We start from the raw sequence: 22,681 nt of genomic DNA, 5'->3' as shown, positions 1-22,681 counted from the left end.
CGTTCACCCTTCGTGAGTTCCCTGCTCGTAGGGCCCTTTCACGGCGTGCAGCGGCGCTCAGGCCTGCCGTGCCACCGTCAGCTCGTCGGCGATCTTCCGCGCCCACTCCTCGATCCCGTCGAAGTCCCGGAAGTCACCGCCCTTTCCGCTGCGCAGGATCATCCGGGCCATCCGGCCCTTCGCTCCCTCCTCCAGACAGCCGCCGAAGGTGATGTGTTCGCGGGCGTCGAGCCGGATCATGGCCTTCCGCACGCCGGGCACCGGCGGGATGTCCCGCTCGGAGGCCGAGGCGTCGAGCGGGCCGCTGCTGAACAGCCACAGCGGGAGCCCAGCCAGGTCGCGGCCGTGCCGTCGGGCGAAGCGGCGGGCGTCCTTCTGCCAGCGTCCGGCGTACAGCCCGCCGCCGAGCACGACGGCGTCGTACGGCGTCACCCGGGCGACCGCGCCGGCGGGCAGTGCCTCAGCGGTGAAGCCCTCCTTGCGCAGCACCGCGGCGACGGCCTCGGCGATCCGCGCGGTCGATCCGTTCGTCGTCCCGTAGGCGACCAGCACCTTGCCGGTCATGGCGATCCGCCTCCTCTCGGGTCAGATCCGGCGCAGCCAGTCGTCGGCGACGCCGTGCAGGGCCTGCTCGTCCGGCTTCAGGTGCGAGTCGTCCAGCCGGTAGGTGAGCTTGTCGACGACGGCGACCACTCCGTCGATCTGACGGGTCATCGAGACGGCGATCTCCGTCTCGCTCTTGCGTTCCATGTGACCGGCGAGGGTGACCACGCCCTCCACCACGGTGATGTCGATGCCGCGCGGCGGCAGCCACAGCGCCCGTACGAGGACCTCGTCGATGATCTCGGCGCGGATCTCCCCGTCGGGACGCAGGAACACCTGGAGCAGGTCGCGGCGGGTGACGATGCCGACGAGGCGCTGCTCCTCGTCCAGGACGGGCAGGCGTTCGATGTGGTGCTGGGCCATGGTGCGGGCCGCCTCGACGATGGTGTCGTCGGCGTGCACCGTGACGGGCGGCCGGGACATGAGCTGACCAGCGGTGCGGGCGGCGGCCTTGGCGATGCGCCGGCGGCCCGCGCGGGTCAGCGTGGCGAGCCGGAAGCGCTTCTTCGGCTCGTAGGGGTCGGGGGTCTCGGCCTGCCGGACCAGCAGGTCGGTCTCGGAGATGACTCCGATGACCTTGTCGTCCTCGTCGACCACGGGCAGTCCGCTGATGCGGTGGGCACCGAGCAGCCGGGCCACCTCCTTGAACGGGGTGCCGTAGCCGGCACGGACGACCTGGGTGGTCATCACGGAGCCGACCTTGTTGTGCTTCATGACGGTGTCCTCCTCAGCGGAGTCGGCGCAGATAGGGGTCCTGGGGCCTGCTGGGCAGCAGGCGTACGCGCGCATCGAGCACGGTGACTCCGCCCGGTGTCGCGAGAACGGGGTTGAAGTCGGCCTCGGCCAGCTGGGGCAGCTCGCTCGCCATGCGGGACAGCCGCAGCAGGAGCTGTTCGAGCCCGGCGAGGTCGACCGGCCCGCCGCCTCCGGCGCCGAACAGCAGCGGGGCGCAGCGCGGGGCGGTGATCAGGTCGTGGACGTCGTGGTCGGTGAGCGGGGCGAGCCGGGCGGCGTGGTCGGCGAGGATCTCGGTGGCGGTGCCGCCGAGACCGAACAGGACGAGGGGTCCGAAGACCTGGTCCTGGACGACGCCGGCGAACAGCTCGGTGCCGCGGCCGGCGAGCGGCTGGATCGTCACGCCCTCCAGCAGTCCGGCGAAGCGGGTCTCCAGGTCCCGGAACGCCGCCCGTACCTGGGAGTCGCCGCGCAGGTCGAGATGGACGGCGTGCTCGGCGCTCTTGTGGAGCAGGCCCGGCCAGTGGCCCTTCATGACCACGCGGCCGTCGGCGCCGCGCAGCCGTTCGGCGGCCAGGACGGCGGTGTCCTCGGTGTCGGCCCAGGCCCACGCGATCTGCGGAACGCCGTAGCAGTCGAGGAGTTCGGCCGTTTCGCGCGGGCTGAGCCAGCCGCCGTCCGGGTGGGCGTCGAGGTAGGTCTCGACGACGGAGCGGGCGCGCTCGCTCTCGATCCCGTCCAGGTCGGGGATCGTCCCGGCGGGCCGGGCCAGCCAGGCCGCGCGGTGCGCCGCGTGCGCCAACGCCCGTGCGGCGGCGCGGGGTTCGGCGTACGACGGGAGCGTGCCGTCAGCCTCGGTGGGCAGCAGTTCGACGGGCAGCGCCTGTTCGAGGCGGATCAGGGCGAGCGGCTTGGGCCGGTGGCCGCCGGCGCGGGTGAGGGCGCGGACGAGGTCGTCGCCGGTCGCCACGGCCACCGCGGTGGGGACGAGGGCCACGAGGACGGCGTCGATCCCGCCGTGCCGCATGATCCGGTCCACGCAGTCGGTGAGCTGCTCCTCGGTGACGGCGGCGGTGGCGTCGACGGGGTTGCCGGCGGCGGCGCCGTCCGGGAGCGCGGCGAGCAGGTCGTCGATCAGTTCCGGGGTGGGCACGGGGAGCTGGAGTCCGGCCTCGGCGCAGGCGTCGGCGGCGAGGACACCGGCGCCGCCCGCGTTGGTGACGATGGCGACGCGGGGTCCGGCGGGCAGCGGCTGGGAGTGCAACAGGGCCGCCGTTTCCAGGAGTTCGCCGATCGACCCGGCGGCGGTGATGCCGGCCTGGGTGAAGAGGGCTGCCCGGGTCATGGTGCGGGTGGCGGCGGCCGCGGTGTGCGAGGCGGCGGCCCGCCGGCCGGCCTCGGTGCGGCCCGCGTCGACGGTGAGCACCGGCAAGCGGCGGGTCACCCGGCGGGCGGTGCGGGAGAAGGCGCGGGGGCTGCCGAAGGACTCCAGGTGCAGCAGGGCGAGTTCGGTGCGGCCGTCGCTCTCCCACCACTGGAGCAGGTCGTTGCCGCTGACGTCGTACTTGTCGCCGAGGGAGGCGAAGGAGGAGACGCCGATGCCGAGCCGGGACAGCCCGTCGAGCAGGGCGATGCCGACGCCTCCGGACTGCACGGCGACGCCCGCGGTGCCGGGGCGGGGGTGGGCGGCGGCGAAGGTCGCGTCGAGGCTCAGTCCCGGCGCGGTGTGGGAGATGCCGAGGCAGTTGGGGCCGACGAGGCGCATGCCGTGGGTCCGGCAGGCGGCGAGCAGGGCCTGCGCCTGGCCGGAATCCAGGCCCGCGGTGACGACGAGGAGGGCGCGGACGCCCGCCTTGCCGCACTCCTCGGCGGTCTGCGGGATCGCGGCCGCGGGTACGGCGAGGACGGCGAGGTCGGGGGTGACCGGCAGGGCGCTGACCGACGGGTGCGAGGGCACGCCGAGGATCGCGTGCGCGGCGGGGTTCACAGCGAACAGGCGCCCGGTGTAGCCACCCGCGCGCAGCTGGTGCAGGACCGCCCGGCCCACCGAGCCGGGCTTGCGGCCGGCGCCGACGACGGCGACCGACCCGGGACACAGAAGCGGCCGCAGGCTGGCGACGTCGGCGGCCCGGCCGCGTTCCTCGACGGCCGTGAGATAGGTGTCGCTCGCGTCCAGGGCGATGGTGCAGCGCACCTCGGGCCCTTCGAAGGTGCGGGCCGTGCGCAGCCCGAGGTCGGCGAAGAGGCGCAGCACCTCGTGGTTCTCGCTCAGGGCGTCGGCGGTGAAGGAGGTGATGCCGTCGGCGCGGGCGGCCGACACGAGGTGTTCGACGAGGAGGGTACCGACGCCCCGGTGGTGCAGTCCGTCGGCGACCGCGATGGAGATCTCGGCCTCGGTCCCGGTGCCGCCGGTGTCGTACTCGGCGAGCCCGATCAGCCGCCCCTCCGTCTCGGCCAGCAGCGCCAGATACCCGGGGTGGGCGGGGGCGCAGGCCCGGTCGGCCGCCATCCCGGCGGAGCGGCGGCTCGCGGCGAAGAACCTCAGCCGCAGGTTCTCCGGGGACATCTCCTCGTACAGCCCCTGCACCTGGTCGTGGTCCGCGCGTCGCACCGGGCGGATGCACACGGTGGTTCCGTCGGCCAGCAGACCGTGGACCGTGGGCCGGCTGAGCGTGTCGTCCGTCATCGCGGTTCTCCTCCAGGTTGTCCCGTCACTTTGAGCGTCCCGCGGAACGGGCCGCGGTCCCATGGGCTGTACGGGCGGGACCCGGGGGCCGGTCGGCCCTGCCGCGAGGGACTCGCGCCGCCGGAGGGCTCGCCGCGCGAACCGCCGGTCCGGGCGCGGTTCGTGCGGCGAGCCCTCGGCTCAGGCCTCGTGCGGTACGACGGCCACCGGGCAGCTCGCGTGGTGCAGTGCCGCGTGGGTGACGCGGCCGAGCTGGAGTCCGAGATGTCCGGCGCGGCGCCTGGCGCCCACGATCAGGAGGTCGGCGCCTTGGGCGGCGTCCACCAGCGCCCGGCGGGGGTGGCCCTCGACGGCGCGGCGTTCGATCCCGATGTCCGGCGGGGCGTCCTGGAGGGCCTCGGTGAGCGCCTCCTCGGCCTGCTCCCGGTGCAGCCGGGCGGGGGCGTCGGCGAGCAGCGGGTGGTCGGTGGTCTCGTGCGCCGGGCAACGCCAGGCCCGTACGGCCTCCAGGACCGCGCCGCGGCGCCGGGCCTCCTCGTAGGCGAAGCGGACCACCGCCGAGTCTTTGGTGTCCTCGCCGACGCCCACGACGACCCGTCCGCCGTCCGGGGACAGCGCACGCATGTCGTGGTTGCCGCGCAGCACGATCACCGGGCACTCGGCGTGCGCGGCCACGGTCAGGCTGACCGAGCCGAGCAGCATCTCGGCGAGGCCGCTGCGCCCGCGGGAGCCCACGACCAGCGCGGACGCCTGCCGGGCCTCGCGGACCAGGGCGTACTCGGGTTCCTCGAACACCACGTCGGCGGAGACCGTCAGGCCGGGCTGCCGGGTGCGGGCGCGGTCCGCGGCGGCGCCGACGAGGTCCTGCGGCAGCACGCGCCGCGACGGTTCACCGAGGTCGTGGGCGAGGGCGGCCCCCTCGTAGCGCTCCCACAGGCACGCGTACACCAGCCGCAGCGGCACCCCGCGCACCGCGGCCTCGTCGGCCGCCCAGTCCACGGCGCGCAGGCTCGGCTCGGAGCCGTCGACGCCGACGACCAGCGGCCGTTCCTCCATCGTCCTCATGGTCTCTTCTCCTCCGGATGAGACAGGTCTCGGGTGGTGCGTCAGTCGTGGGCGACGACGGCGACCGGGGCGGCGGCGTGGTGCAGTACGGCGTGGGCCACCGGGCCGATGTGCGCGCCGAAGGGGTTGCGGCGGATCCTGCGGCCGACGACGACCAGCGATGCCCCGCTCGCGACGTCGATCAGACGGTTCGCGGCGTTCCCGGACCGGGACTCCTCGGTGACCTGGACGTCCGGGTACTTGCGGCGCCAGGGCCGCAGCACCTCGGCGAGGGCCGCGGACTGGGCCCGGGCGATCTCGTCGTGCAGTTCCGGGTCGGCGGGCAGGCTGTAGACGTAGTAGGGCGGCAGGTTCCAGCCGTTGATGACCCGCAGCACCGCGGAGCGGCGGGCGGCCGCCTCGAAGGCGAACTCGATGACCGAGTCGTCGGGGTGGCCGGGGTCGAGGCCCAGGACGACGGGGCGGTAGGGGGCGGCGGCCGACGGGATGCCCGTCGGGTCCGGTTCGTGCTCGTCGGCGGCCTGTTCGCCGGCGCGGACCAGGACCACGGGCGTGTCGGTGTGCGCGACGGTGGCCAGTCCGACGGAGCCGACGAGGAATCCGCCGATGCCGCTGAGCCCGCGCGAGCCGAGGACCAGCAGTTCGGCGTCCTTCGCCGCGTCGGCCAGGACGTCGGCGGGCCGGCCGCTCAGCTGCTCGGTGCTCACGTCCACTCCGGGGTGGCGCAGCGCGATTCCCTCGGCCGCCTCCCGCGGAATGCGCTCGCTCCAGTGCTGCTGGGTCTCCGGGCCGAGCAGCGGCGCCTGGGCCATGGGGGCCGGGACCGGCTCCCACACGTGGACGATCTTCAGCGGCAGGCCGCGCAGATGCGCCTCGCGGGCCGCCCACTCCGCGGCGGCACGGCTCTCGGTCGAGCCGTCGAGGCCCACGGTGACGTTGCGGGACATGCTGTCCACCTCCAGAATCGGGATCCGTCTCCAGACTGGCGGCGGCCGGGCCCCGGGCTGCAGGGGCCGCAGGTCCCCGGCCTGGGCCGACCGGCCCTTCCCCGGGGCCGGTCGCGGCGCGAGTCTGGGACGGCAGCCGGTGAAGGGAGCTCCATGTCGCGCGGCCCGGGCCGACTTCGCGAGGTGCGCGCCTCGGCATGGCACCGCCTGGCGCCGGGCGTCCCCGTGCTGCTCGCCTACCGGCGTTCCTGGCTGCGCGGCGATCTGCTGGCCGGGGTCACGGTCGCCGCGTATCTGGTCCCGCAGGTGATGGCGTACGCGGGCGTGGCCGGGCTGTCGCCGGTCGCCGGGCTGTGGGCGATCCTGCCCGCGCTCGGTCTGTACGCGCTGCTGGGTTCGTCCCGGCTGCTGTCGGTGGGCCCGGAGTCGACGACCGCGCTGATGACGGCGGCCGTGGTGGCCCCGCTCGCCGGCGCGGATCCCGACCGCTACGCCACACTGGCCGCCACCCTCGCCGTGACGGTCGGTCTGCTCTGTCTGGCGGCCCGCCTGCTGCGCCTCGGCTTCGTCGCCGACCTGCTCTCCCGCCCGGTGCTGATCGGCTATCTCGCGGGCGTGGCCCTGATCATGATCGTGGACCAGCTCCCGAAACTCACCGGAGTGCCGACCGACGGCTCCCGCTTCTTCCCCCAACTGTGGTCCTTCGTACGGCATGTGGACCGGGCCGATCCGGCGACGGTGGTCTTCTCCGCCGTCACGCTCACGCTCCTGTTCACGGTCCTGTGGCTGCCGCGTACCGTGCCGGGCCCGCTGCTGGCGGTGGTGCTGGGAACGGCGGCGGTGGCGGCCTTCGACCTGGACGAGCGGTACGGCGTCAAGGTGATCGGCGACGTCCCGGCGGGTCTGCCCACCATCGCGGCCCCGGACCTCACCGAACTGCCGCACCTGGTGCTGCCCGCCCTCGGTGTGCTGCTGGTCGCCTACACGGACTTCATCCTCACCGCCCGCGCCTTCGCCGGCCAGGAAGAGGAGGACCGACGGCTGGACGCGGACCAGGAGTTCCTGGCGCTGGGCGCGGCGAACCTCGGCGCCGGCTGCCTCCAGGGCTTCCCGGTGAGCAGCAGCGCCAGCCGTACCGCGCTCGCCTCCTCGGCGGGCGCGCGCAGTCAGGCGTACTCCCTGGTGGCCGGCGCGGTGGTGCTCGCCGTGCTGCTGTTCCTCAGTCCGCTGCTGACGCGCACCCCGTCGGCGGTCCTCGGCGCGCTCGTCGTCTACGCGGCCGTCCGCATGATCGACCTCGCGGGCTTCCGCCGGCTGGCCGCGTTCCGGCGCCGCGAACTCCTGCTGTCACTCGGCTGTCTGGCCGGTGTGCTCACCCTGGACCTGCTGTACGGCGTGCTGGTCGCCGTCGGTCTGTCGGTGGCCGAGATGCTGAGCCGGGTGGCCCGCCCGCACGACGCCGTGGAGGGCCTCGTCCCCGGGGTGGCCGGAATGCACGACGTCGACGACTACCCGCAGGCCCGCACCATCCCCGGGCTGCTCGTCTACCGCTACGACTCCCCGCTGTTCTTCGCCAACGCCCAGGACTTCCACCGCCGCGCCCTGGCCGCCCTCGACGAACAGACCGGCCCGGTCCGCTGGTTCGTGCTGAACACCGAGGCCAATGTGGAGGTCGACATCACGGCTCTGGACGCCGTCGACGAGCTGCGCCGCGAACTGGCGCACCGCGGGATCGTGTTCGCCCTGGCCCGGGTGAAGCAGGATCTGCTGGACGACCTGGAGGCGTACGGGCTGACGGAGTCGGTGGGCCGGGACTTCATCTTTCCCACCCTGCCGACGGCGGTGGCCGCGTACCGGCGGTGGTGCCGCGAGCGGTGAACTCCCGTCAGGCGCCGGGCAGATCGGGCCGTACGAGGGTGCCCGAGCGGCCGTGGACGATCTCGTACGCCGCGTCCAGCGCCCCGATCGCGGCGAGGGCCCCGGTGTTCTCCACGAAGCGGGCGGCGGCTTCGCCCTTGGGGCCCATCGAGTCCTCGGGCAGGTGGGCGGCCCGCAGTTCGGTGGGGGTCATGTCGAGGACCGGTTCGCGCTCGGGGGTGCCGTGGCGAATGTAGAGGTTCGGGACGTCGGTGAGCAGGAGCAGGAAGTCCGCCTTGAGGTCCTCGGCGAGCCGGGCCGCTGCGAGGTCCTTGTCGACGACCGCCTCGACACCGCGCAGCGCGCCGGTGGCCCAGTCGGAGACGACGGGGACGCCCCCGCCGCCCGCGCAGACCACCACGGTCCCCATCTCGATCAGGGTACGGACGGTGTCGGACTCCAGGATCCGCTCCGGTCCCGGCGCCGGCAGCACCCGCCGCAGACCGCCCTCGGCCTCGGTCATGCACCAGCCGTGCTTGGCCTCCAGGAACTGGGCCGCCCGCCTCGGATAAGCCGGTCCGACGGGTGCGGTGGGCCGCTCGAAGGCGGGGTCGTCGGCGCGCACCTGGGTATGGGTGAGCAGCGCGACGACCCGCCGCCCGGGCAGCACGTCCCGCAGGGTGCGCACCAGGAGGGTGCCGATCAGGCCCTGGGACTCGGCGCCCAGCAGATCCAGCGGGTAAGGGGCGGCCAGCGACGGGTCGGCCACGCTCTGCTTGACGAGCAGCCCGAGCTGGGGGTCGTTGCCGTGGGTGACGACGAGGTCGTTCTCGTGGGCGAGGGCGGCGACGGCGTTCGCGACCCGGACGACGTTCGAGCACTGGAGGTCCGCGTCGGGCTGCTCCCCGCGGTGCAGCAGGGCGTTGCCGCCGAGGGAGACGACGATGCGCATGGTTGCGTCCCTTCCGCCGAGTGGTCTCGGGTCCCATCGAAGGGGCCGAGGCCGCGGAAGGCAGGACGCCGAAGGGCTCCGCCCGGCCGCCGACCGGCCCCGTCGCGGGGCCGGGTGGCCCATGGCCCGGGCGGTGCCGCACGGCCACCCTGGAGGTGGTAGCTCCGTACGCCGCACTGGAGGCACGCCATGAACGCTCCCGTCACGACGAGCATGCCGCGGGCGCTGCCCGCCGAGCACCGGGACCGGCTCATGCGGATCGCCCGCGAGGTGTCGTTCCCGCAGGGCGCCCGGCTCTTCGAGGAAGGCACCCGCGCCGACCGGTTCTGGATCATCCGGACCGGCACGATCGACCTCGACATGCGGGTGCCCGGCCGCCAGGCCGCCGTCATCGAGTCCCTGCGCCACAACGAACTGCTCGGCTGGTCGTGGCTGTACCCCCCGCACGTCTGGCACCTGGGCGCCGAGGCGTCCTCGCCGGTGCGGGCCTACGAGTTCGACGCCGACGCCGTACGCGCGATGTGCCATGAGGACCCCGAGTTCGGCCGGAACATCGCCACCTGGGTGGGCGAGGTCGTCGCCCACCGGCTCCAGACGGCCCGGGTGCGGCTGCTGGACCTGTACGCCCCCTACGGCAGCGGAGTCCGGGGCTGACCGCCCCGGGCCGCGCCGACCGAAAGCGAATCAAGGAGTTCCCGGTGCCCGGTTCCCCGCACATCGTGAGTGACGTGATGACCCGCGACGTGGCCACCGTCGGCCGTGACGCCGCCTTCAAGGACATCGTGCGGACCATGCAGGACCGGAAGGTCAGCGCGCTGCCCGTGGTGGACGGCGGCCGCCGGGTCCTCGGCGTCGTCTCCGAGGCGGATCTGCTGCCCAAGGAGGAGTTCCGCGACAGCGACCCGGACCGGTACACGCAGTTGCGCCGCCTCTCCGACCTGGCGAAGGCCGGTTCGGTGACGGCGGGCGAGCTGATGACCTCCCCGGCGCTCACCGTCGGCCCCGGCGAGACCCTCGCCCAGGCCGCCCGGACCATGGCCCGGGCCAGGGTCAAACGGCTGCCCGTCGTCGACGACACCGGCCGGCTGGCGGGTGTCGTCAGCCGCGCGGACCTCCTCAAGGTGTTCCTGCGGGACGACACGGACATCGCCGAAGAGGTACGGCGTGAGGTCGTCGCCTATCTCTTCCCGGCCCCGCAGTCGGCGATCCGGGTCGAGGTCCGCGAGGGGGTCGTCACCCTGCGCGGCCGGGTCCGGGACACGTCCCTGGTGCCGGTGGCCGCACGGCTGGTGCGGGCCGTGGAGGGGGTCGTGGACATGGGGTTCGAGCTGGACGGGCCGGTGGACCCGACCGGTTGAGGGACCGTCCGGTTCCGAGTGCTCACTCCTCCCCCGTCGGCACCCGCCAGACCAGCGTGGTGCCGCCCTCCGCCGGCGTGCGCAACTCCAGTTCCCCGCCCAGCTGTTCGGCCCGTTCGGCCATGTTCCGCAGGCCGCTGCGGCGACCGTCCGGCGGGATGCCCACGCCGTCGTCGGTCACGGTGAGCCGGACCTCGCGGCCGTCGGTCTCCAGGACGACGTCGGCCCGGCTCGCGCGGGCGTGCCGGGCGACGTTGGTGAGGGCCTCGGACAGGACGGCGACCACATGGTCGGCGGTCTCGCGCGGGATGTCGGTGTCGAGCAGGCCCTCCATGCGGATGCTGGGGGCGAAGCCGAGCACCGGGGCGGCCTCGCCGGCCGCCTTCACCACCCGGGCCCGCAGCCCGGATCCGCCGCCGCTCTCGCGGGAGCGCAGGCCGAAGATGGTCGACCTGATGATCTTGATCGTCTCGTCGAGATCGTCGACCGCGCGCGCCACCCGCTCGGAGGCCTCACGGTGTTCGATGAGCCGGCCCGCGCTCTGCAGGGTCATGCCGGTGGCGAACAGCCGCTGGATGGCCAGGTCGTGCAGGTCACGGGCGATCCGGTCGCGGTCCTGGAGCATGGCGATCTGCTCGGCGTCCCGGCGCCGCTCGGCCAGCTCCATGGCGACCGCCGCCTGGGCGGCGAAGCCCCGCAGGGGTTCGATCTCCTTCCCGGAGAACACCGTGTGCCCCTGCTCCCGCACCAGCAGCACGACGCCGCGGACGCCCTCGCCGGTGCCGATCGGGACGGCGACCGCGGGTCCGAGTCCCGCGAAGCGCCGGGGCCCGGCCCAGATCCGCTCGTCGCTGGAGGCGTCGACGCTGGTGGCCGGGGCGGCGGTGGAGAAGGCGTCTCCGATCAGCGTGCCGGCCACGGGCAGCACCAGTCCGTGGTGCTTCTCCGCGTCCAGGCCGACGGCGAGTTCCACGGCCAGTGAGTCGGTGCCCTCCATCGGCACCGCCACCACGGCCAGGGCCGCGACCGAGATCTCCCTGGCCCGGTCGGCGATCAGCCGCAGCACCTCGGTCTGGCCGCTGCCGGACATCAGGCTGTGGGTGATCTCCGCGTTCGCCTGCAGCCAGCGCTCACGCAGCCGGGACTCCTCGTAGAGCCGGGCGTTGTCGATCGCGACGCCGGCCGCCACCGCCAGCGTCGACAGGACGGCCTCGTCCTCCTCGTCGAACTGGACACCGCCCCGCTTCTCGGTGAGGTACAGATTGCCGAACACCTGCTCGCGCACCCGGATCGGGACGCCGAGGAAGGTGTTCATCGGCGGGTGGTGGAGCGGGAAACCGTAGGAGGCGGAGTGCCCGGAGATCTTCCCCAGCCGCAGGGGCTCGGGGTGACGGATCAGCTCGCCCAGGATGCCGTGACCCTCGGGGTAGTGGCCGATCCTCGCGATCTGCTCCTCGGTGATGCCGACGGTGAGGAACTCCGACAGCCGCCTGCCGTCCGGCCCGATGACGCCCAGGGCCGCGTACTCGGCGTCGACGAGCGTCGCGGCCGCCTCCACGATGCTGCGCAGCGCCTGCTCCAGGTCCAGCTCCCGGCCGACCGAGAGCACCGCCTCCAGCAGGCTGTGCACCCGGTCCCGGGTGCCGCGCGCCGCGTCGAGCCGGGCCTGCAGCTCCTCCAGCAGTTCGTCGAGCCTCAGCTGCGGCAACTTCACTCGGGTCCCGCGGGACTCCTCCGAGCTTCCCAAGCGTGTGCCTCCACGTCATCGCCCGATCGACCGCCGAACCGTCGCACTCATGTGCAACGCTATCGGGCTTCCGGCCGAAAGGGCACAGGGAGCGGTGAGTGCGCGGCCGTCGCGGCTCAGTCGAGGGGCACGACCGCGACCGGCGCGGCGGCGCCCTGGAGCACCTGATGGGTCACCGGGCCGATGTGCGGTCCGACCAGGGCGGCGCGATTCCTGCGGCCGACGACGACCAGCGCGGCGTCACGGGAGGAGTCCACGAGGTGCGGGCCCGGCGAGCCGATCACCGCCTCCTGCGTCACCTCGACCCCGGGGAACTTGTCCTGCCATGGGCGCAGGGCCCCGGTCGGCTCCGCTTCTTCCGCCGGGTGTGCCCCCGGCTTCCGGCCGTGCACGATCCGCAGGACGGCCGAGCGGCGCGCGGCGGCCTCGAAGGCGAAGGCGAGGAGGGGGTCGGCGGGCAGGTCGTGCAGTCCGAGGCCGAGGACGACGTCCGGGGAGGGCACGGCGCCCCGGCTCTCCGGCCGCTGCCCGTCGTCCGTTCCGGTTCCGGCGCGTACGAGGACCACCGGCCGCGCCGCCCGCGCCACCACCGCGGACGCCACGGAACCGAGCAGGTATCCGGCGGCCCGGCCCAGCCCACGCGAGCCGAGCACCAGCATTTCCGCCTCCCGGGCGGCCGCCACCAGCGCCACCGCGGGGCGCCCGGCCAGCTGTTCCGACGTGACGCGCAGACCGGGGTGACGCCGGGCGAGGGACGCCTCGGCCTCGCGGAGCAGGTGCGCGGCCCGGTCCGCGCCGGGCGGCGGGACGGCCTCCCCGGCGAACGGCACCCAGTCGTGCGGGGGTTGGTCCCCGGCGTGCACAAGACGCAGCGGCAGGCCGAGCAGCGCCGCCTCGTGGGCCGCCCAGTCGGCGGCGACGACGCTCTCGGGTGAACCGTCGAGGCCGACGGTGACGGGACGGGACATGAGGGGCCTCCTTGGTGACGTGCCCCCACTCTCGTGTCCGGGACGGCCGGGGCAGGAGGGCCGACCGGTCCTGACGGGCCGCCGACAGTCCTGACGCCGGGCGACTCACTCGTCGTCGGCCGTGGTCACCGCCGCCCGGCCGGGCCGTCCAGCAGCGGACGCGGTTCGGTCCTCGGGCGGGGCAGCCGGCCCTCGGCCGTCGGGACCTGTCCCGCGGCCCGCGGCCGTCGGCCGGAACCGGGCCGGTGCGGCAGCCGCGCGGCGAGCGCGTCGAGTGCCGCGGTGAGGACGACCGTCACCGCCACGGCCACGACGAGCAGGATGGTGAATCGTTCCCAGAACTCCGGTGTCAGGCTCGTGCCCACTGTCCTCGCCCCCTTCGGGCCGGGGTATCTCCCCTCACTACCAGCCAACTCCGGTACGAAAGACGGCGCATGAGCCGATCGTCCCGGACTCGGGTCTCCTACGGCCCTTGCGCGGGCCGTGTCACCGCACGAGGACGTGTTCCCCGGAGCGGGGGACGACGGCGTTCCAGCCGAGGGTGTGGTCGATGCGGTCGCGCAGCGCGGCGGCCGCGTCGGGCTCCCCGTGCACCAGGTAGGTCATCCGCGGGGGTTCGGCGTGGCGCAGCCAGTCGAGGATCTGCCCGGCGTCCGCGTGCGCGGAGAAGTGCGGTACGTCGGCCACCTGGGCGCGCACCGGGACGTACTCGCCGAACATCTTCAGCGCGCGGGCGCCGTCGACGAGGTCCCGGGCCCGGGTGCCCTGGGCCGCGAAGCCCACCACGACCACGGCGTTGCGCGGATCGGGCAGCACGCGCCGCAGATGGTGCAGGACACGGCCGCCGGTCGCCATGCCGGACGCCGAGACGATGACGGCCGGTCCGCCGTGCCCGCTGATGTCGACGGACTCCTGGACGGAGCGTGCCACGAGGAACGGCTCGGGGCTCAGCACGGCCGGGCCGGCAGCGGTGACCTCGGGGCGCAGCTCGGGCGCCCGGGTCAGGACGGCGTCGCGGTAGACGTCGAGGGCGGCCAGCGCCATCGGGCTGTCGACGTACACCGGGACCTCGGCCGGGAGGCGTCCGGTGCGGCGCAGTTCGGCGAGTTCGTGCAGGACGACCTCGGTGCGGTCGAGGGCGAAGGCGGGGATGACGACCGTGCCGCCGCGGGCCAGGGTGCGGGTGAGCACGCTCGTGAAGTGGGCGCGGCCCGCGTCCTCCTCGTGGCGCCGGTTTCCGTAGGTCGACTCCATGAGCAGCACGTCCGCCCCGGAGAACGGCTCCGGCGGGCGCAGCAGGGGATGGCCGGGGCGGCCGAGGTCGCCGCTGACCGCCAGGGTGCGGCCGTCCTCCAGGGTGAGCCGGGCCCAGGCCGATCCGAGGATGTGTCCGGCGGAGTGCAGGGTGACGGTGGTTCCGGTGGCGATGTCGGTCGTCGTGCCGGTCGGGACGGGGTCGAGGAGTTTGAGGGTGCGGTCGACGTCCGTGTCGTCGTAGAGCGGCTGGGCGGGGCGGTGTTTGGACCAGCCGTGCTCGTTGGCGTGCCGGGCCGCCTCCGTCTGGAGTTTGGCACTGTCCCTGAGCACGATCTCCATCAGCCGGGCGGTGAACTCGGTCGTGACGATCCGTCCCCGGAAGCCGTGCCGCACCAGCCGGGGCAGATAGCCGCAGTGGTCGAGGTGGGCGTGGGTGACCACGACCGTCTCGATGTCGGCGCCGTCGCAGGGCAGCCGCCGCCAGTTGCGCCTGCGCAGATCGGCCAGGCCCTGGAAGAGCCCGCAGTCGACGAGGACGCGGGCGTGGTCGGACTCGACGAGGAACTTGCTGCCGGTGACCGTGCCCACCGCGCCGAGGAAGGTGAGCAGCGCGGGCCGGGAGAGTGCCCGGTCCGGTTCGTTGCCTGTCATGACGTCCTCTCCTCACCCGCGGGGCCAGGTGTCGGGGCCGTTCGGCCCTGGCCGTCGCGCGGTCTGCGTGTTGTGCTGGAGGTGTCGGGAAGGGACCCGGAACGACGCGGAGAAGCGGCCGGCGGCCGTGCACCGCGCAATCAGGATCCGCGAGAAGCGGGTGGGGCCCTTCCCGTTCTCGTGTGTCATCCGCCGGCCCCGGCGGACCGAACGGCCGTCTCCTCGTCCGGGACGTCCGGGACGTCCGGGACGTCCGGGACGTCCGGGAGGTCCGGGTCCAGGTCGGGATGGCGGGGCGGGCCGGTCAGCGCGCACTCCACGTCCACCACTCCCCCGACGGTGCGTACGAGTCGGGTGGCGACGGGCACGAGCGTGGTGTCCCTGATCCGTCCGGTCAGTGTCACGACACCGTCGCGCACCTGGACCCGGACCGGTTCGAGCGGGGCCGGGAACAGCGGCCCGACGACCTGCCGCCGGACCTCCCCGGCGATGTCCTCGTCGTCCCGCAGATAGACCTTGAGCAGGTCGGACCGGCTGACGATGCCCTTCAGCACGCCGTCCCCGTCGACCACGGGCAGCCGCTTGACCCGGTTGCGCGCCATGATCCGCGCGGCCCGCGGAAGCGAGGCGTCCGCGGTGACGGTGACGGCCGGCGCGGTCATCAGCTGCTCGGCGGTCACCGCGTCGGCCTTCCTCCGCCCGACCCCGTCCTGGGCGTCGTCCCGTGCCTCCTCCTTGACCAGCAGATCAGCCTCGGAGACGACGCCGACGACACGGTCGCCGCCCACCAGGACGGGCAGGGCGCTGACCTTCCACCGGTGCATGGTCCGGACGATGTCCTTGTACGTCGCCTCGCGGCCGAGGGCGACGACGGTACGGGTCATCACATCGCTCACGAGGTGCGCGGTGTCGTGCATGGCGTCCTCCCGGGCTCGGATCCCGCGAACACCTTCAGCGTCCGGCAAGGGGCCGCCGCGGACATGGGCCGAGTGGCCCTGACCAGAGTTCCGGTCGGACCGCATCCCGGTGACCGACAGCTTCGGGCAGGGGACGAACAGTTAACGACATATGCCGGCGTGGGCGGTACGGGTGCGTTGAGATGGTCTGCGTCACCGTGGCCGGTGGAGCAGGAGGTGCTCATGGGCGACTTCGTCGGAGCGGACCCGATCTTGTCGGGGGCCGTGGTCGGTCCGGAAGCGTGCGGGTGCGGTGCGGAGGTGGACCGGGGCGCCTCGGGGGCCGCCGAGGAGCAGTTCCGGGGGCTGCTGGAGGCGGCGCCGGACGCCATGGTCATCGTCGACGACACCGGCACCATCAAGCTCGTCAACGCCCAGACCGAGGCCCTGTTCGGCTATCCGCGCATGGAACTGCTCGGCCGCCCGGTCGAGTTGCTGATCCCGCACCGGTTCCGTGACCATCACACGCAACACCGCAGCGGATACACCGCCAACCGCCAGGTCCGGCCGATGGGGGCGGGACTCGAACTGCACGGGCTGCGCAAGGACGGCACCGAGTTCCCCGTCGAGATCAGTCTCAGCCCCATGGAGACCCCGGACGGGCTGCTGGTGTCCGCCGCGGTACGCGACGTCAGCGACCGCAAGGCCGCCGAGGCCCGTATCAACGAACTCGCCGGGCTGGTCGAGTCCTCACAGGACGCGATCCTCGCCAAGACCCTCGACGGGTACATCACGTACTGGAACACCGCCGCGCAGTCACTGTACGGCTACACGGCGGAGGAGATCATCGGCAAGCACACCTCCTGCCTCGCCCCGCCGGACAGACGCGAGGAGATCGACGCGCTCCTCGACCGGTTGCGGCACGGCGAGAAGGTCGAGCACTTCGAGACCCTGCGCGTCACCAAGGCGAACACCCTGCTGGACGTCGACGTCACGCTGTGGCCCACCCGGGACACGGACGGCACGGTGGTCGGCGTGTGCGCGATCGTCCGGGACATCAGCGACAGCAAGCGCGCGGAGGCCGAGCTCAAGTCCCTCTACGAGCAGCAACGTCACGTCGCCCTCACCCTGCAGCGCAGCCTCATGGGCACCCCTCCCCCGGTCCCCGGACTCACCACGGCCAGCCGCTACCGGCCCGCCACCCAGGGCGCCGGTGTGGGCGGCGACTGGTTCGACCTGATCCCGCTGGGCGCCGGCCGGGTCGGGGTGCTCATCGGCGATGTCATGGGCCGGGGTCTGGAAGCCGCGGCCGTGATGGGCCAGTTGCGCTCGGCGGCGCATGCGCTGGCCAAGACCGGTATGCAGCCCCGCCAGTTGATGCAGGCCCTGGACGGCTGTGTCGCCGATCTCGACGTCCCCGACCAGCTCGTCACCTGCTGCTATCTGATCATCGCCCCGGACACCGGCACCGTGACGGTGTGTTCGGCGGGGCATCTGCCGATCCTGGTCGCCACTCCCGGCGAGGGCGTCCACCGGCTGCCCGCCTCCGTCAACGCCCCGCTGGGCGTGGGCGACATCCTGCACGAGCAGTCCAGCACCGAACTCCCGCCCGGCGCCACCCTCGTCCTCTACACCGACGGTCTGATCGAGACACCCGGCAGCGACATCGAGGAACGGGTCGGTGAACTCACCGCCGTCCTGGACGGGTTCTTCACCGACACGCCCTGTCTGGAGGCGGCCGCCGAGCATGTGCTGGCCGGCATGCTGACCGACGCCGACAGCCACGACGATGACGTAACGCTCCTGCTGGCCCAGCTCCCGGCGGCGCCGCTCGCGACCGTGACCACCGAACTGCCCGCCGTCCCGGTCGCCGTGCCCGAGGGGCGGGCCTTCCTCCACAAGGCGCTGATCGCCTGGGACTGCACCGCGCCCACCGACGAGGCGTTGCTGCTGCTGTCGGAGACCCTCACCAACGCCGTCCAGCACGCCGAGGGCCCCGTCACCCTGCATCTGCGCTGCACCGCCACCGACTTGACCGTCGAGGTCAGCGACCGCAGTCCGCATCTCCCCCAGCCCCGGCTGGCGGCCGAGGACGAGGAGTCCGGCCGGGGCCTGCTCCTGGTCCGGACTCTCGCCGACAGCTGGGGCGTACGCCCCACCGACGACGGCAAGACGACCTGGTTCACCCTGAAACTGTGACCCGCTGCGGCCGCAGCGCGAACAGGCCGCGGAACCACACGGAGACAGCGCCGCGGTAGTCGTGGCCCGCGCCGAAGACGTGGTGGGCGGCGGTCGCGGTGATGCCGAGCAGGACCGTCGCGGACAGCAGCGGGCGGTGGAGCCTGTCGCCGCGGTCGGTGCCCCGGCGGATCCTGCGGGTCAGTGGCGACCGCGGCCCTCGTCCACACCGGTATCGGAGTTGCGCCGGGCGGCGGTCCCGCGCGTCCCCGCGGCGGAGAAGGCCGCTCGGCGGTCTGTCCGGGTCCCGCGGGCCGCTCAGCCCTGCGCCGGGGACGTTCGGCCTCTGCGGCGTCGTACCGCCGCGGCGGTACGACGGTGGCATGGCCCGGATGGGAGGAGTGCGCTGTGTTCCAGATACGTATCCACGGCCGCGGCGGCCAGGGCGCCGTCACGGCGGCGGAGGTGCTGTCGGTGGCGGCCTTCCTGGAGGGCCGGCACGCTCAGGCCTTCCCGAGCTTCGGCTCGGAACGGACCGGGGCGCCCGTGACGGCGTTCTGCCGGATCGACGAGGGGCCCATCCGGGTCCGGGAACCGGTCACCCGGCCCGACGCCCTGGTCGTCCAGGACGCGACGCTGCTGCACCAGGTGAACGTGTTCGACGGGCTGCGGCCCGAGGGAACCGTCCTCGTCAACTCGCCGCGCGGTCCTGCCGACCTGGCCCTCGCGGCCGCCGTCGGCACCGTCCTGACGGTCCCGGCCACCGCGCTCGCGCTGCGGCATCTCGGCCGCCCGGTCCCGAACATCGTCCTGCTCGGCGGTCTGGCCGCCCTCACCGGCGTCGTGACGATCGACTCGCTCACCGCCGCCGTGCACGAACGCTTCCCGGGCGAGCTGGGGACCGCCAACGCGGCCGCCGCCCAGGAGGCGTACCACCATGTCGAAGCGGTCCTGCGGGAGGAGCGGGCGCATGCTGAAGCAGACTGAGGGCTCACGCGCGGTCGCCGAGACCGTCGCCCACTGCCGCCCCGAAGTGATCGCGGCCTACCCCATCTCGCCCCAGACGCACATCGTCGAGGAGCTCAGCCGGCTGGTGAAGTCCGGTGCGCTCCAGGGCTGCGAGTACCTCAACGTGGAGTCGGAGTTCGCCGCGATGTCGACGTGCATCGGCGCCTCGGCGACGGGTGCCCGCACCTACACGGCGACCGCGAGCCAGGGCCTGCTGTACATGGTGGAGGCCCTCTACAACGCCTCCGGGCTCGGCCTGCCGATCGTCATGACGGTGGCCAACCGGGCGATCGGCGCCCCCATCAACATCTGGAACGACCACAGCGACACCATGTCCCAGCGTGACTCCGGCTGGATCCAGCTGTACGCCCGTGACAACCAGGAGGCCGCCGACCTGCACCCGCAGGCGTTCCGGCTGGCCGAGGAGCTGTCGCTGCCGGTGATGGTGTGCATGGACGGCTTCGTCCTCACGCACGCCTGGGAGCGCATCGAGGTGCCGGAGCGGACGCAGATCGAGGCGTTCCTGCCGCCGTACGAGCCCCGCCAGGTCCTGGACCCGGAGGATCCCGTGTCGATCGGCGCGATGGTCGGTCCGGACGCCTTCACCGAGGTGCGCTATCTGGCGCACGCCAAGCAGATGCGGGCGCTGGAGGCGATCCCGGACATCGCGCGGGAGTTCCGGGAGGTGTTCGGGCGGGACTCCGGGGGCCTGCTCCATCCGTACGCCTGCGAGTTCGCCGACACGATCGTCGTGGCCCTCGGCTCGGTGCTGGGCACGGTCTGCGACGTCGTCGACGAGATGCGCGAGGCCGGGGTGCGGATCGGCGCGCTGGGGATCACCTCCTTCCGGCCGTTCCCGCTGGAGGCGGTGCGGACGGTCCTGGGCCACGCCCGCCGGGTGGTCGTCCTCGAACGCGCGCTCGCGGTCGGCATCGGCGGGATCGTCTCGGCGAACGTACGGACCGCGCTGTCCGGGATCCGGCTCGACGGCCACACTGTGGTCGCCGGACTCGGCGGGCGCCCGATCACCAAGGCCTCGCTGCACCGGCTGTTCGCCGACGCGGTCGCCGGACGGCTCGGGCATCTGACGTTCCTGGACCTCGACACCGGGCTGGTGGAGCGGGAGCTGGCGCGGATGGCGGCCACCCGCAGGTCCGGTCCGTCGGCGGAGAACATCCTGCGCGACCGAGGGAGCAACCTATGAGCGCCGTACCGCAGGTGAAGTTCTACCAGGTGGGCAGCCACGCCGCCGGAAACCGGCTGCTGGGCCCGGAGCTCCAGTCCGACCAGGCCGAACCGGCCCGTTCCAACGCGCTCACCTCCGGCCATCGCGCCTGCCAGGGCTGCGGTGAGGCGCTCGGCGCCCGCTATGTCCTGGACGCGGCACAACGGGCGGCCGGCGGCAAGGTGATCGCGGTCAACGCGACCGGCTGCCTGGAGGTGTTCTCCACGCCGTACCCGGAGACCTCCTGGCAACTGCCCTGGCTGCACTCGCTGTTCGGCAACGCCCCCGCCGTCGCCGCGGGGGTCGCCGCCGCCCTGCGGGCCAAGGGCCGCACCGACATCAGGGTGATCGGACAGGGCGGGGACGGCGGCACGGTCGACATCGGGCTCGGCTGTCTGTCGGGCATGTTCGAGCGGGGCGACGACGTCCTGTACGTCTGCTACGACAACGAGGCGTACATGAACACCGGCGTCCAGCGCTCCGGCGCCACTCCCCCGACCGCGCGCACGGCCACCACCCAAGCCGTCGGCGACGAGCCCGGCGCGCCCTTCGGACAGGGCAAGAGCCTGCCCCTGATCGCGATGGCGCACGAGATCCCGTACGTCGCCACCGCCACCGTGGCGGGACTGCGCGACCTGGAGGCGAAGGTGCACCGGGCGATGGGGCTGCGCGGCGCCCGCTATCTGCATGTGCTGGTGCCCTGCCCGCTGGGCTGGGGCACGGCGTCCTGCGACACGGTCCGCATCGCCCGGCTCGCTGAACGCAGCGGGCTGTTCCCGGTGTTCGAGGCGGTCGACGGCGAGGTCACCGATGTCACCCCGATCCGCCGGCCCGTGCCGGTCGAGGAGTATCTGCGCCCGCAGAAGCGGTACGCCCATCTCTTCGCGCCCGAGGTCCGCACCGACGTCATCGCCCGGCTTCAGCGGGCCGCCGACCGCAACATCGCCCGATTCGGGCTCCTGGCGCAGGAGGAGGCGTCACCGTGAAGGACAAGCCGTTCGCGATCACTTTGGACGTGGGGTCCAGCCTGGCCAACCGGACCGGCGCCTGGCGCACCGAACGTCCCGCCTACGTCGACCGGATCCCGCCCTGCAACCAGGCCTGCCCGGCCGGCGAGAACATCCAGCAGTGGCTCTTCCACGCGGAGAGCGGTGACTACGAGGCCGCCTGGCGGCAGTTGATGCGCGACAATCCGCTGCCCGCCGTCATGGGCCGGGTCTGCTACCACCCCTGCGAGACGGCCTGCAACCGTGTGCAGGTGGACGACGCGGTCGGCATCAACTCCGTCGAGCGGTTCCTCGGCGACGAGGCGATCCGGCGGGGCTGGACCGTCGCGCCCCCGGCGGCCTCGACCGGCCGGCGGGTCCTGGTGGTCGGGTCCGGTCCGGCCGGGCTCTCGGCGGCCTACCATCTCCGGCTCCTGGGCCATGAGGTGACGATCCGTGAGGCGCAGGAGCGGGCGGGCGGCATGATGCGCTACGGCATCCCGCGCTACCGGCTGCCGCGCGAGGTGCTGGACGCGGAGATCGACCGCATCCGCGGGCTGGGGGTGACGTTCGAGCTGAACACCCGGGTGGACGACGTGCTCGCCGCGCAGCGGGACGGCGGGTTCGACGCCGTGTTCCTGGCCGTGGGCGCGGGCATCGGCCGGCGGACGTACATCCCGGCCGGCGACAGCGCCCGCATCCTCGACGCGGTGGCGCTGCTCGGCAGCATGGAGGGCGAGGATCCGCCCCTGCTGGGGCGCCGGGTCGCGGTCTACGGCGGCGGCAACACCGCCATGGACGCCGCCCGCACCGCGCGCAGGCTCGGCGCGACCGACGCCGTCGTCGTCTACCGGCGCACCCGGGACCGGATGCCCGCGCACGACGAGGAGGTCGAGGAGGCCCTGGAGGAGGGCGTGCGGATGCAGTGGCTCTCCACCATCAAGCACGCCGACGGCGACCGGATCACCATCGAGCGCATGCGGCTGGACGACACCGGATTCCCGCAGCCCACCGGCGAGTTCGAGGAACTGCGGGCGGACGCCGTGGTCCTCGCGCTCGGCCAGGACTGCGACCTGTCGCTCCTCGCGGACGTGCCGGACCTGTCCGTGGACCATGGCACGGTCCAGGTGGCCGACGGTCTGATGACGGGCCATCAGGGCATCTTCGCCGGCGGCGACATGGTGCCCGCCGAGCGCACGGTCACCGTGGCCGTCGGGCACGGCAAGAAGGCCGCGCGGCACATCGACGCGTATCTGCGCGGCACGGTCTTCGAGTCCGGACCCAAGCACGCGGCGGCGGACTTCGACCGGCTCAACACCTGGTACTACTCCGACGCGCCCGCCTCCGTACAGCCCCGGCTCGCCCTGGCGCGGCGGGTGTCGACCTTCGACGAGGTGGTGCGCGGACTCGACGAGTCGACGGCACTGTTCGAGGCACGGCGCTGCATGTCCTGCGGCAACTGCTTCGTCGCCGCCTGGCACCGGGCGAAGAAGGCCTTGAGGGATCAGGAATCGAGGGGCGAGTAGCCGTCCGGCGCCCCGGCGGTGATGAGTCCAGGGTCA

The 22,681-nt window shown here is 73.4% G+C and carries 20 protein-coding genes; 8 read left to right on the top strand and 12 right to left on the bottom strand.

Going from position 1 to position 22,681, the window contains the following annotated elements:
• Positions 1 to 57: 57 nt before the first annotated feature.
• The 5 genes from ABZ928_RS36960 to ABZ928_RS36940 form a co-directional block, all read right to left on the bottom strand.
• The gene (locus tag ABZ928_RS36960; protein WP_361528574.1) at positions 58 to 564 is read right to left on the bottom strand and encodes a flavodoxin domain-containing protein; all 507 of its coding nucleotides are present in this window, start codon (positions 562 to 564) and stop codon (positions 58 to 60) included.
• A gap of 21 nt (positions 565 to 585) precedes the next feature.
• Positions 586 to 1,317, bottom strand: coding sequence for a CBS domain-containing protein (locus ABZ928_RS36955; protein WP_361528572.1), 732 nt, complete (start codon positions 1,315 to 1,317; stop codon positions 586 to 588).
• A gap of 13 nt (positions 1,318 to 1,330) precedes the next feature.
• Positions 1,331 to 4,024 (bottom strand): GNAT family N-acetyltransferase, encoded by a 2,694-nt coding sequence (locus tag ABZ928_RS36950; RefSeq protein WP_361528570.1) that lies wholly within the window; start codon positions 4,022 to 4,024, stop codon positions 1,331 to 1,333.
• 180 nt (positions 4,025 to 4,204) lie between these two features.
• Complete coding sequence (locus ABZ928_RS36945) at positions 4,205 to 5,089, bottom strand: universal stress protein (protein ID WP_361528568.1); 885 nt, start codon at positions 5,087 to 5,089, stop codon at positions 4,205 to 4,207.
• Positions 5,090 to 5,130: 41 nt separating this feature from the next.
• Entirely contained in the window at positions 5,131 to 6,036 is a 906-nt protein-coding gene (locus tag ABZ928_RS36940) for a universal stress protein (RefSeq protein ID WP_361528566.1), read from the bottom strand.
• Positions 6,037 to 6,189: 153 nt separating this feature from the next.
• Here ABZ928_RS36940 and sulP point away from each other — a divergent pair, with 153 nt between their 5' ends.
• Positions 6,190 to 7,914, top strand: coding sequence for a sulfate permease (sulP, locus tag ABZ928_RS36935; protein WP_361528564.1), 1,725 nt, complete (start codon positions 6,190 to 6,192; stop codon positions 7,912 to 7,914).
• A 7-nt stretch (positions 7,915 to 7,921) separates the two neighbouring features.
• Here sulP and ABZ928_RS36930 read toward each other — a convergent pair whose 3' ends face one another.
• Positions 7,922 to 8,845, bottom strand: coding sequence for a carbamate kinase (locus ABZ928_RS36930; protein WP_361528562.1), 924 nt, complete (start codon positions 8,843 to 8,845; stop codon positions 7,922 to 7,924).
• Positions 8,846 to 9,034: 189 nt separating this feature from the next.
• Here ABZ928_RS36930 and ABZ928_RS36925 point away from each other — a divergent pair, with 189 nt between their 5' ends.
• Both ABZ928_RS36925 and ABZ928_RS36920 read left to right on the top strand, forming a co-directional pair.
• Positions 9,035 to 9,499, top strand: coding sequence for a cyclic nucleotide-binding domain-containing protein (locus ABZ928_RS36925; RefSeq protein ID WP_361528560.1), 465 nt, complete (start codon positions 9,035 to 9,037; stop codon positions 9,497 to 9,499).
• Positions 9,500 to 9,543: 44 nt separating this feature from the next.
• The gene (locus tag ABZ928_RS36920) at positions 9,544 to 10,203 is read left to right on the top strand and encodes a CBS domain-containing protein (RefSeq protein ID WP_361528558.1); all 660 of its coding nucleotides are present in this window, start codon (positions 9,544 to 9,546) and stop codon (positions 10,201 to 10,203) included.
• Positions 10,204 to 10,225: 22 nt separating this feature from the next.
• Here the strand turns inward: ABZ928_RS36920 and ABZ928_RS36915 are convergent, their stop codons facing one another.
• The 5 genes from ABZ928_RS36915 to ABZ928_RS36895 all read right to left on the bottom strand — a co-directional run bounded on the left by ABZ928_RS36915 (position 10,226) and on the right by ABZ928_RS36895 (position 15,743).
• The gene (locus ABZ928_RS36915; RefSeq protein ID WP_361528556.1) at positions 10,226 to 11,950 is read right to left on the bottom strand and encodes a GAF domain-containing sensor histidine kinase; all 1,725 of its coding nucleotides are present in this window, start codon (positions 11,948 to 11,950) and stop codon (positions 10,226 to 10,228) included.
• Positions 11,951 to 12,066: 116 nt separating this feature from the next.
• Entirely contained in the window at positions 12,067 to 12,918 is an 852-nt protein-coding gene (locus ABZ928_RS36910) for a universal stress protein (RefSeq protein WP_361528554.1), read from the bottom strand.
• 125 nt (positions 12,919 to 13,043) lie between these two features.
• Positions 13,044 to 13,283, bottom strand: coding sequence for a hypothetical protein (locus ABZ928_RS36905; RefSeq protein WP_361528552.1), 240 nt, complete (start codon positions 13,281 to 13,283; stop codon positions 13,044 to 13,046).
• A gap of 121 nt (positions 13,284 to 13,404) precedes the next feature.
• Positions 13,405 to 14,826: an MBL fold metallo-hydrolase gene (locus ABZ928_RS36900; RefSeq protein WP_361528550.1), complete on the bottom strand. Its 1,422-nt coding sequence runs from the start codon at positions 14,824 to 14,826 to the stop codon at positions 13,405 to 13,407.
• Between the two features lie 185 nt (positions 14,827 to 15,011).
• Positions 15,012 to 15,743 (bottom strand): CBS domain-containing protein, encoded by a 732-nt coding sequence (locus ABZ928_RS36895; RefSeq protein WP_361528548.1) that lies wholly within the window; start codon positions 15,741 to 15,743, stop codon positions 15,012 to 15,014.
• A gap of 222 nt (positions 15,744 to 15,965) precedes the next feature.
• Here ABZ928_RS36895 and ABZ928_RS36890 point away from each other — a divergent pair, with 222 nt between their 5' ends.
• Positions 15,966 to 17,921 (top strand): PAS domain S-box protein, encoded by a 1,956-nt coding sequence (locus ABZ928_RS36890; RefSeq protein ID WP_361528546.1) that lies wholly within the window; start codon positions 15,966 to 15,968, stop codon positions 17,919 to 17,921.
• Here the strand turns inward: ABZ928_RS36890 and ABZ928_RS36885 are convergent.
• Positions 17,905 to 18,285: a respiratory nitrate reductase subunit gamma gene (locus ABZ928_RS36885; protein ID WP_361528544.1), complete on the bottom strand. Its 381-nt coding sequence runs from the start codon at positions 18,283 to 18,285 to the stop codon at positions 17,905 to 17,907. The two genes, ABZ928_RS36890 and ABZ928_RS36885, sit on opposite strands and share 17 nt — an antisense overlap.
• 23 nt (positions 18,286 to 18,308) lie before the next feature.
• Here ABZ928_RS36885 and ABZ928_RS36880 point away from each other — a divergent pair, with 23 nt between their 5' ends.
• The 4 genes from ABZ928_RS36880 to ABZ928_RS36865 are packed head-to-tail and all read left to right on the top strand — an operon-like array spanning position 18,309 to position 22,645.
• A complete protein-coding gene (locus tag ABZ928_RS36880) occupies positions 18,309 to 18,887 on the top strand; it encodes a 2-oxoacid:acceptor oxidoreductase family protein (RefSeq protein ID WP_361528542.1) in 579 nt (192 codons plus the stop codon).
• Entirely contained in the window at positions 18,871 to 20,112 is a 1,242-nt protein-coding gene (gene porA / locus ABZ928_RS36875) for a pyruvate ferredoxin oxidoreductase (protein WP_361528540.1), read from the top strand. Before ABZ928_RS36880 ends, porA begins: the two co-directional genes overlap by 17 nt.
• Positions 20,109 to 21,119, top strand: coding sequence for a thiamine pyrophosphate-dependent enzyme (locus tag ABZ928_RS36870; RefSeq protein WP_361528538.1), 1,011 nt, complete (start codon positions 20,109 to 20,111; stop codon positions 21,117 to 21,119). The genes porA and ABZ928_RS36870 overlap by 4 nt, the downstream gene beginning before the upstream one ends.
• Positions 21,116 to 22,645 (top strand): NAD(P)-binding protein, encoded by a 1,530-nt coding sequence (locus tag ABZ928_RS36865; RefSeq protein WP_361528536.1) that lies wholly within the window; start codon positions 21,116 to 21,118, stop codon positions 22,643 to 22,645. The genes ABZ928_RS36870 and ABZ928_RS36865 overlap by 4 nt, the downstream gene beginning before the upstream one ends.
• Positions 22,646 to 22,681: the final 36 nt, after the last annotated feature.

Origin of the sequence: Streptomyces sp. NPDC046909 (genome assembly GCF_040644695.1) — a bacterium.
GTDB lineage: Bacteria > Actinomycetota > Actinomycetes > Streptomycetales > Streptomycetaceae > Streptomyces.
The sequence above is the reverse complement of the archived record's forward strand: the minus strand, read 5'-3'. Positions and strand labels throughout refer to the sequence as shown.

What these genes read in the sequence shown, in the direction of transcription:
- ABZ928_RS36960 (WP_361528574.1), bottom strand. Translation starts at nt 564, where the DNA reads ATGACCGGCAAGGTGCTGGTCGCCTACGGGACGACGAACGGATCGACC.
- ABZ928_RS36955 (WP_361528572.1), bottom strand. Translation starts at nt 1,317, where the DNA reads ATGAAGCACAACAAGGTCGGCTCCGTGATGACCACCCAGGTCGTCCGT.
- ABZ928_RS36950 (WP_361528570.1), bottom strand. Translation starts at nt 4,024, where the DNA reads ATGACGGACGACACGCTCAGCCGGCCCACGGTCCACGGTCTGCTGGCC.
- ABZ928_RS36945 (WP_361528568.1), bottom strand. Translation starts at nt 5,089, where the DNA reads ATGAGGACGATGGAGGAACGGCCGCTGGTCGTCGGCGTCGACGGCTCC.
- ABZ928_RS36940 (WP_361528566.1), bottom strand. Translation starts at nt 6,036, where the DNA reads ATGTCCCGCAACGTCACCGTGGGCCTCGACGGCTCGACCGAGAGCCGT.
- sulP (WP_361528564.1), top strand. Translation starts at nt 6,190, where the DNA reads ATGTCGCGCGGCCCGGGCCGACTTCGCGAGGTGCGCGCCTCGGCATGG.
- ABZ928_RS36930 (WP_361528562.1), bottom strand. Translation starts at nt 8,845, where the DNA reads ATGCGCATCGTCGTCTCCCTCGGCGGCAACGCCCTGCTGCACCGCGGG.
- ABZ928_RS36925 (WP_361528560.1), top strand. Translation starts at nt 9,035, where the DNA reads ATGAACGCTCCCGTCACGACGAGCATGCCGCGGGCGCTGCCCGCCGAG.
- ABZ928_RS36910 (WP_361528554.1), bottom strand. Translation starts at nt 12,918, where the DNA reads ATGTCCCGTCCCGTCACCGTCGGCCTCGACGGTTCACCCGAGAGCGTC.
- ABZ928_RS36900 (WP_361528550.1), bottom strand. Translation starts at nt 14,826, where the DNA reads ATGACAGGCAACGAACCGGACCGGGCACTCTCCCGGCCCGCGCTGCTC.
- ABZ928_RS36895 (WP_361528548.1), bottom strand. Translation starts at nt 15,743, where the DNA reads ATGCACGACACCGCGCACCTCGTGAGCGATGTGATGACCCGTACCGTC.
- ABZ928_RS36890 (WP_361528546.1), top strand. Translation starts at nt 15,966, where the DNA reads ATGGGCGACTTCGTCGGAGCGGACCCGATCTTGTCGGGGGCCGTGGTC.
- ABZ928_RS36885 (WP_361528544.1), bottom strand. Translation starts at nt 18,285, where the DNA reads ATGCCACCGTCGTACCGCCGCGGCGGTACGACGCCGCAGAGGCCGAAC.
- porA (WP_361528540.1), top strand. Translation starts at nt 18,871, where the DNA reads ATGCTGAAGCAGACTGAGGGCTCACGCGCGGTCGCCGAGACCGTCGCC.
- ABZ928_RS36870 (WP_361528538.1), top strand. Translation starts at nt 20,109, where the DNA reads ATGAGCGCCGTACCGCAGGTGAAGTTCTACCAGGTGGGCAGCCACGCC.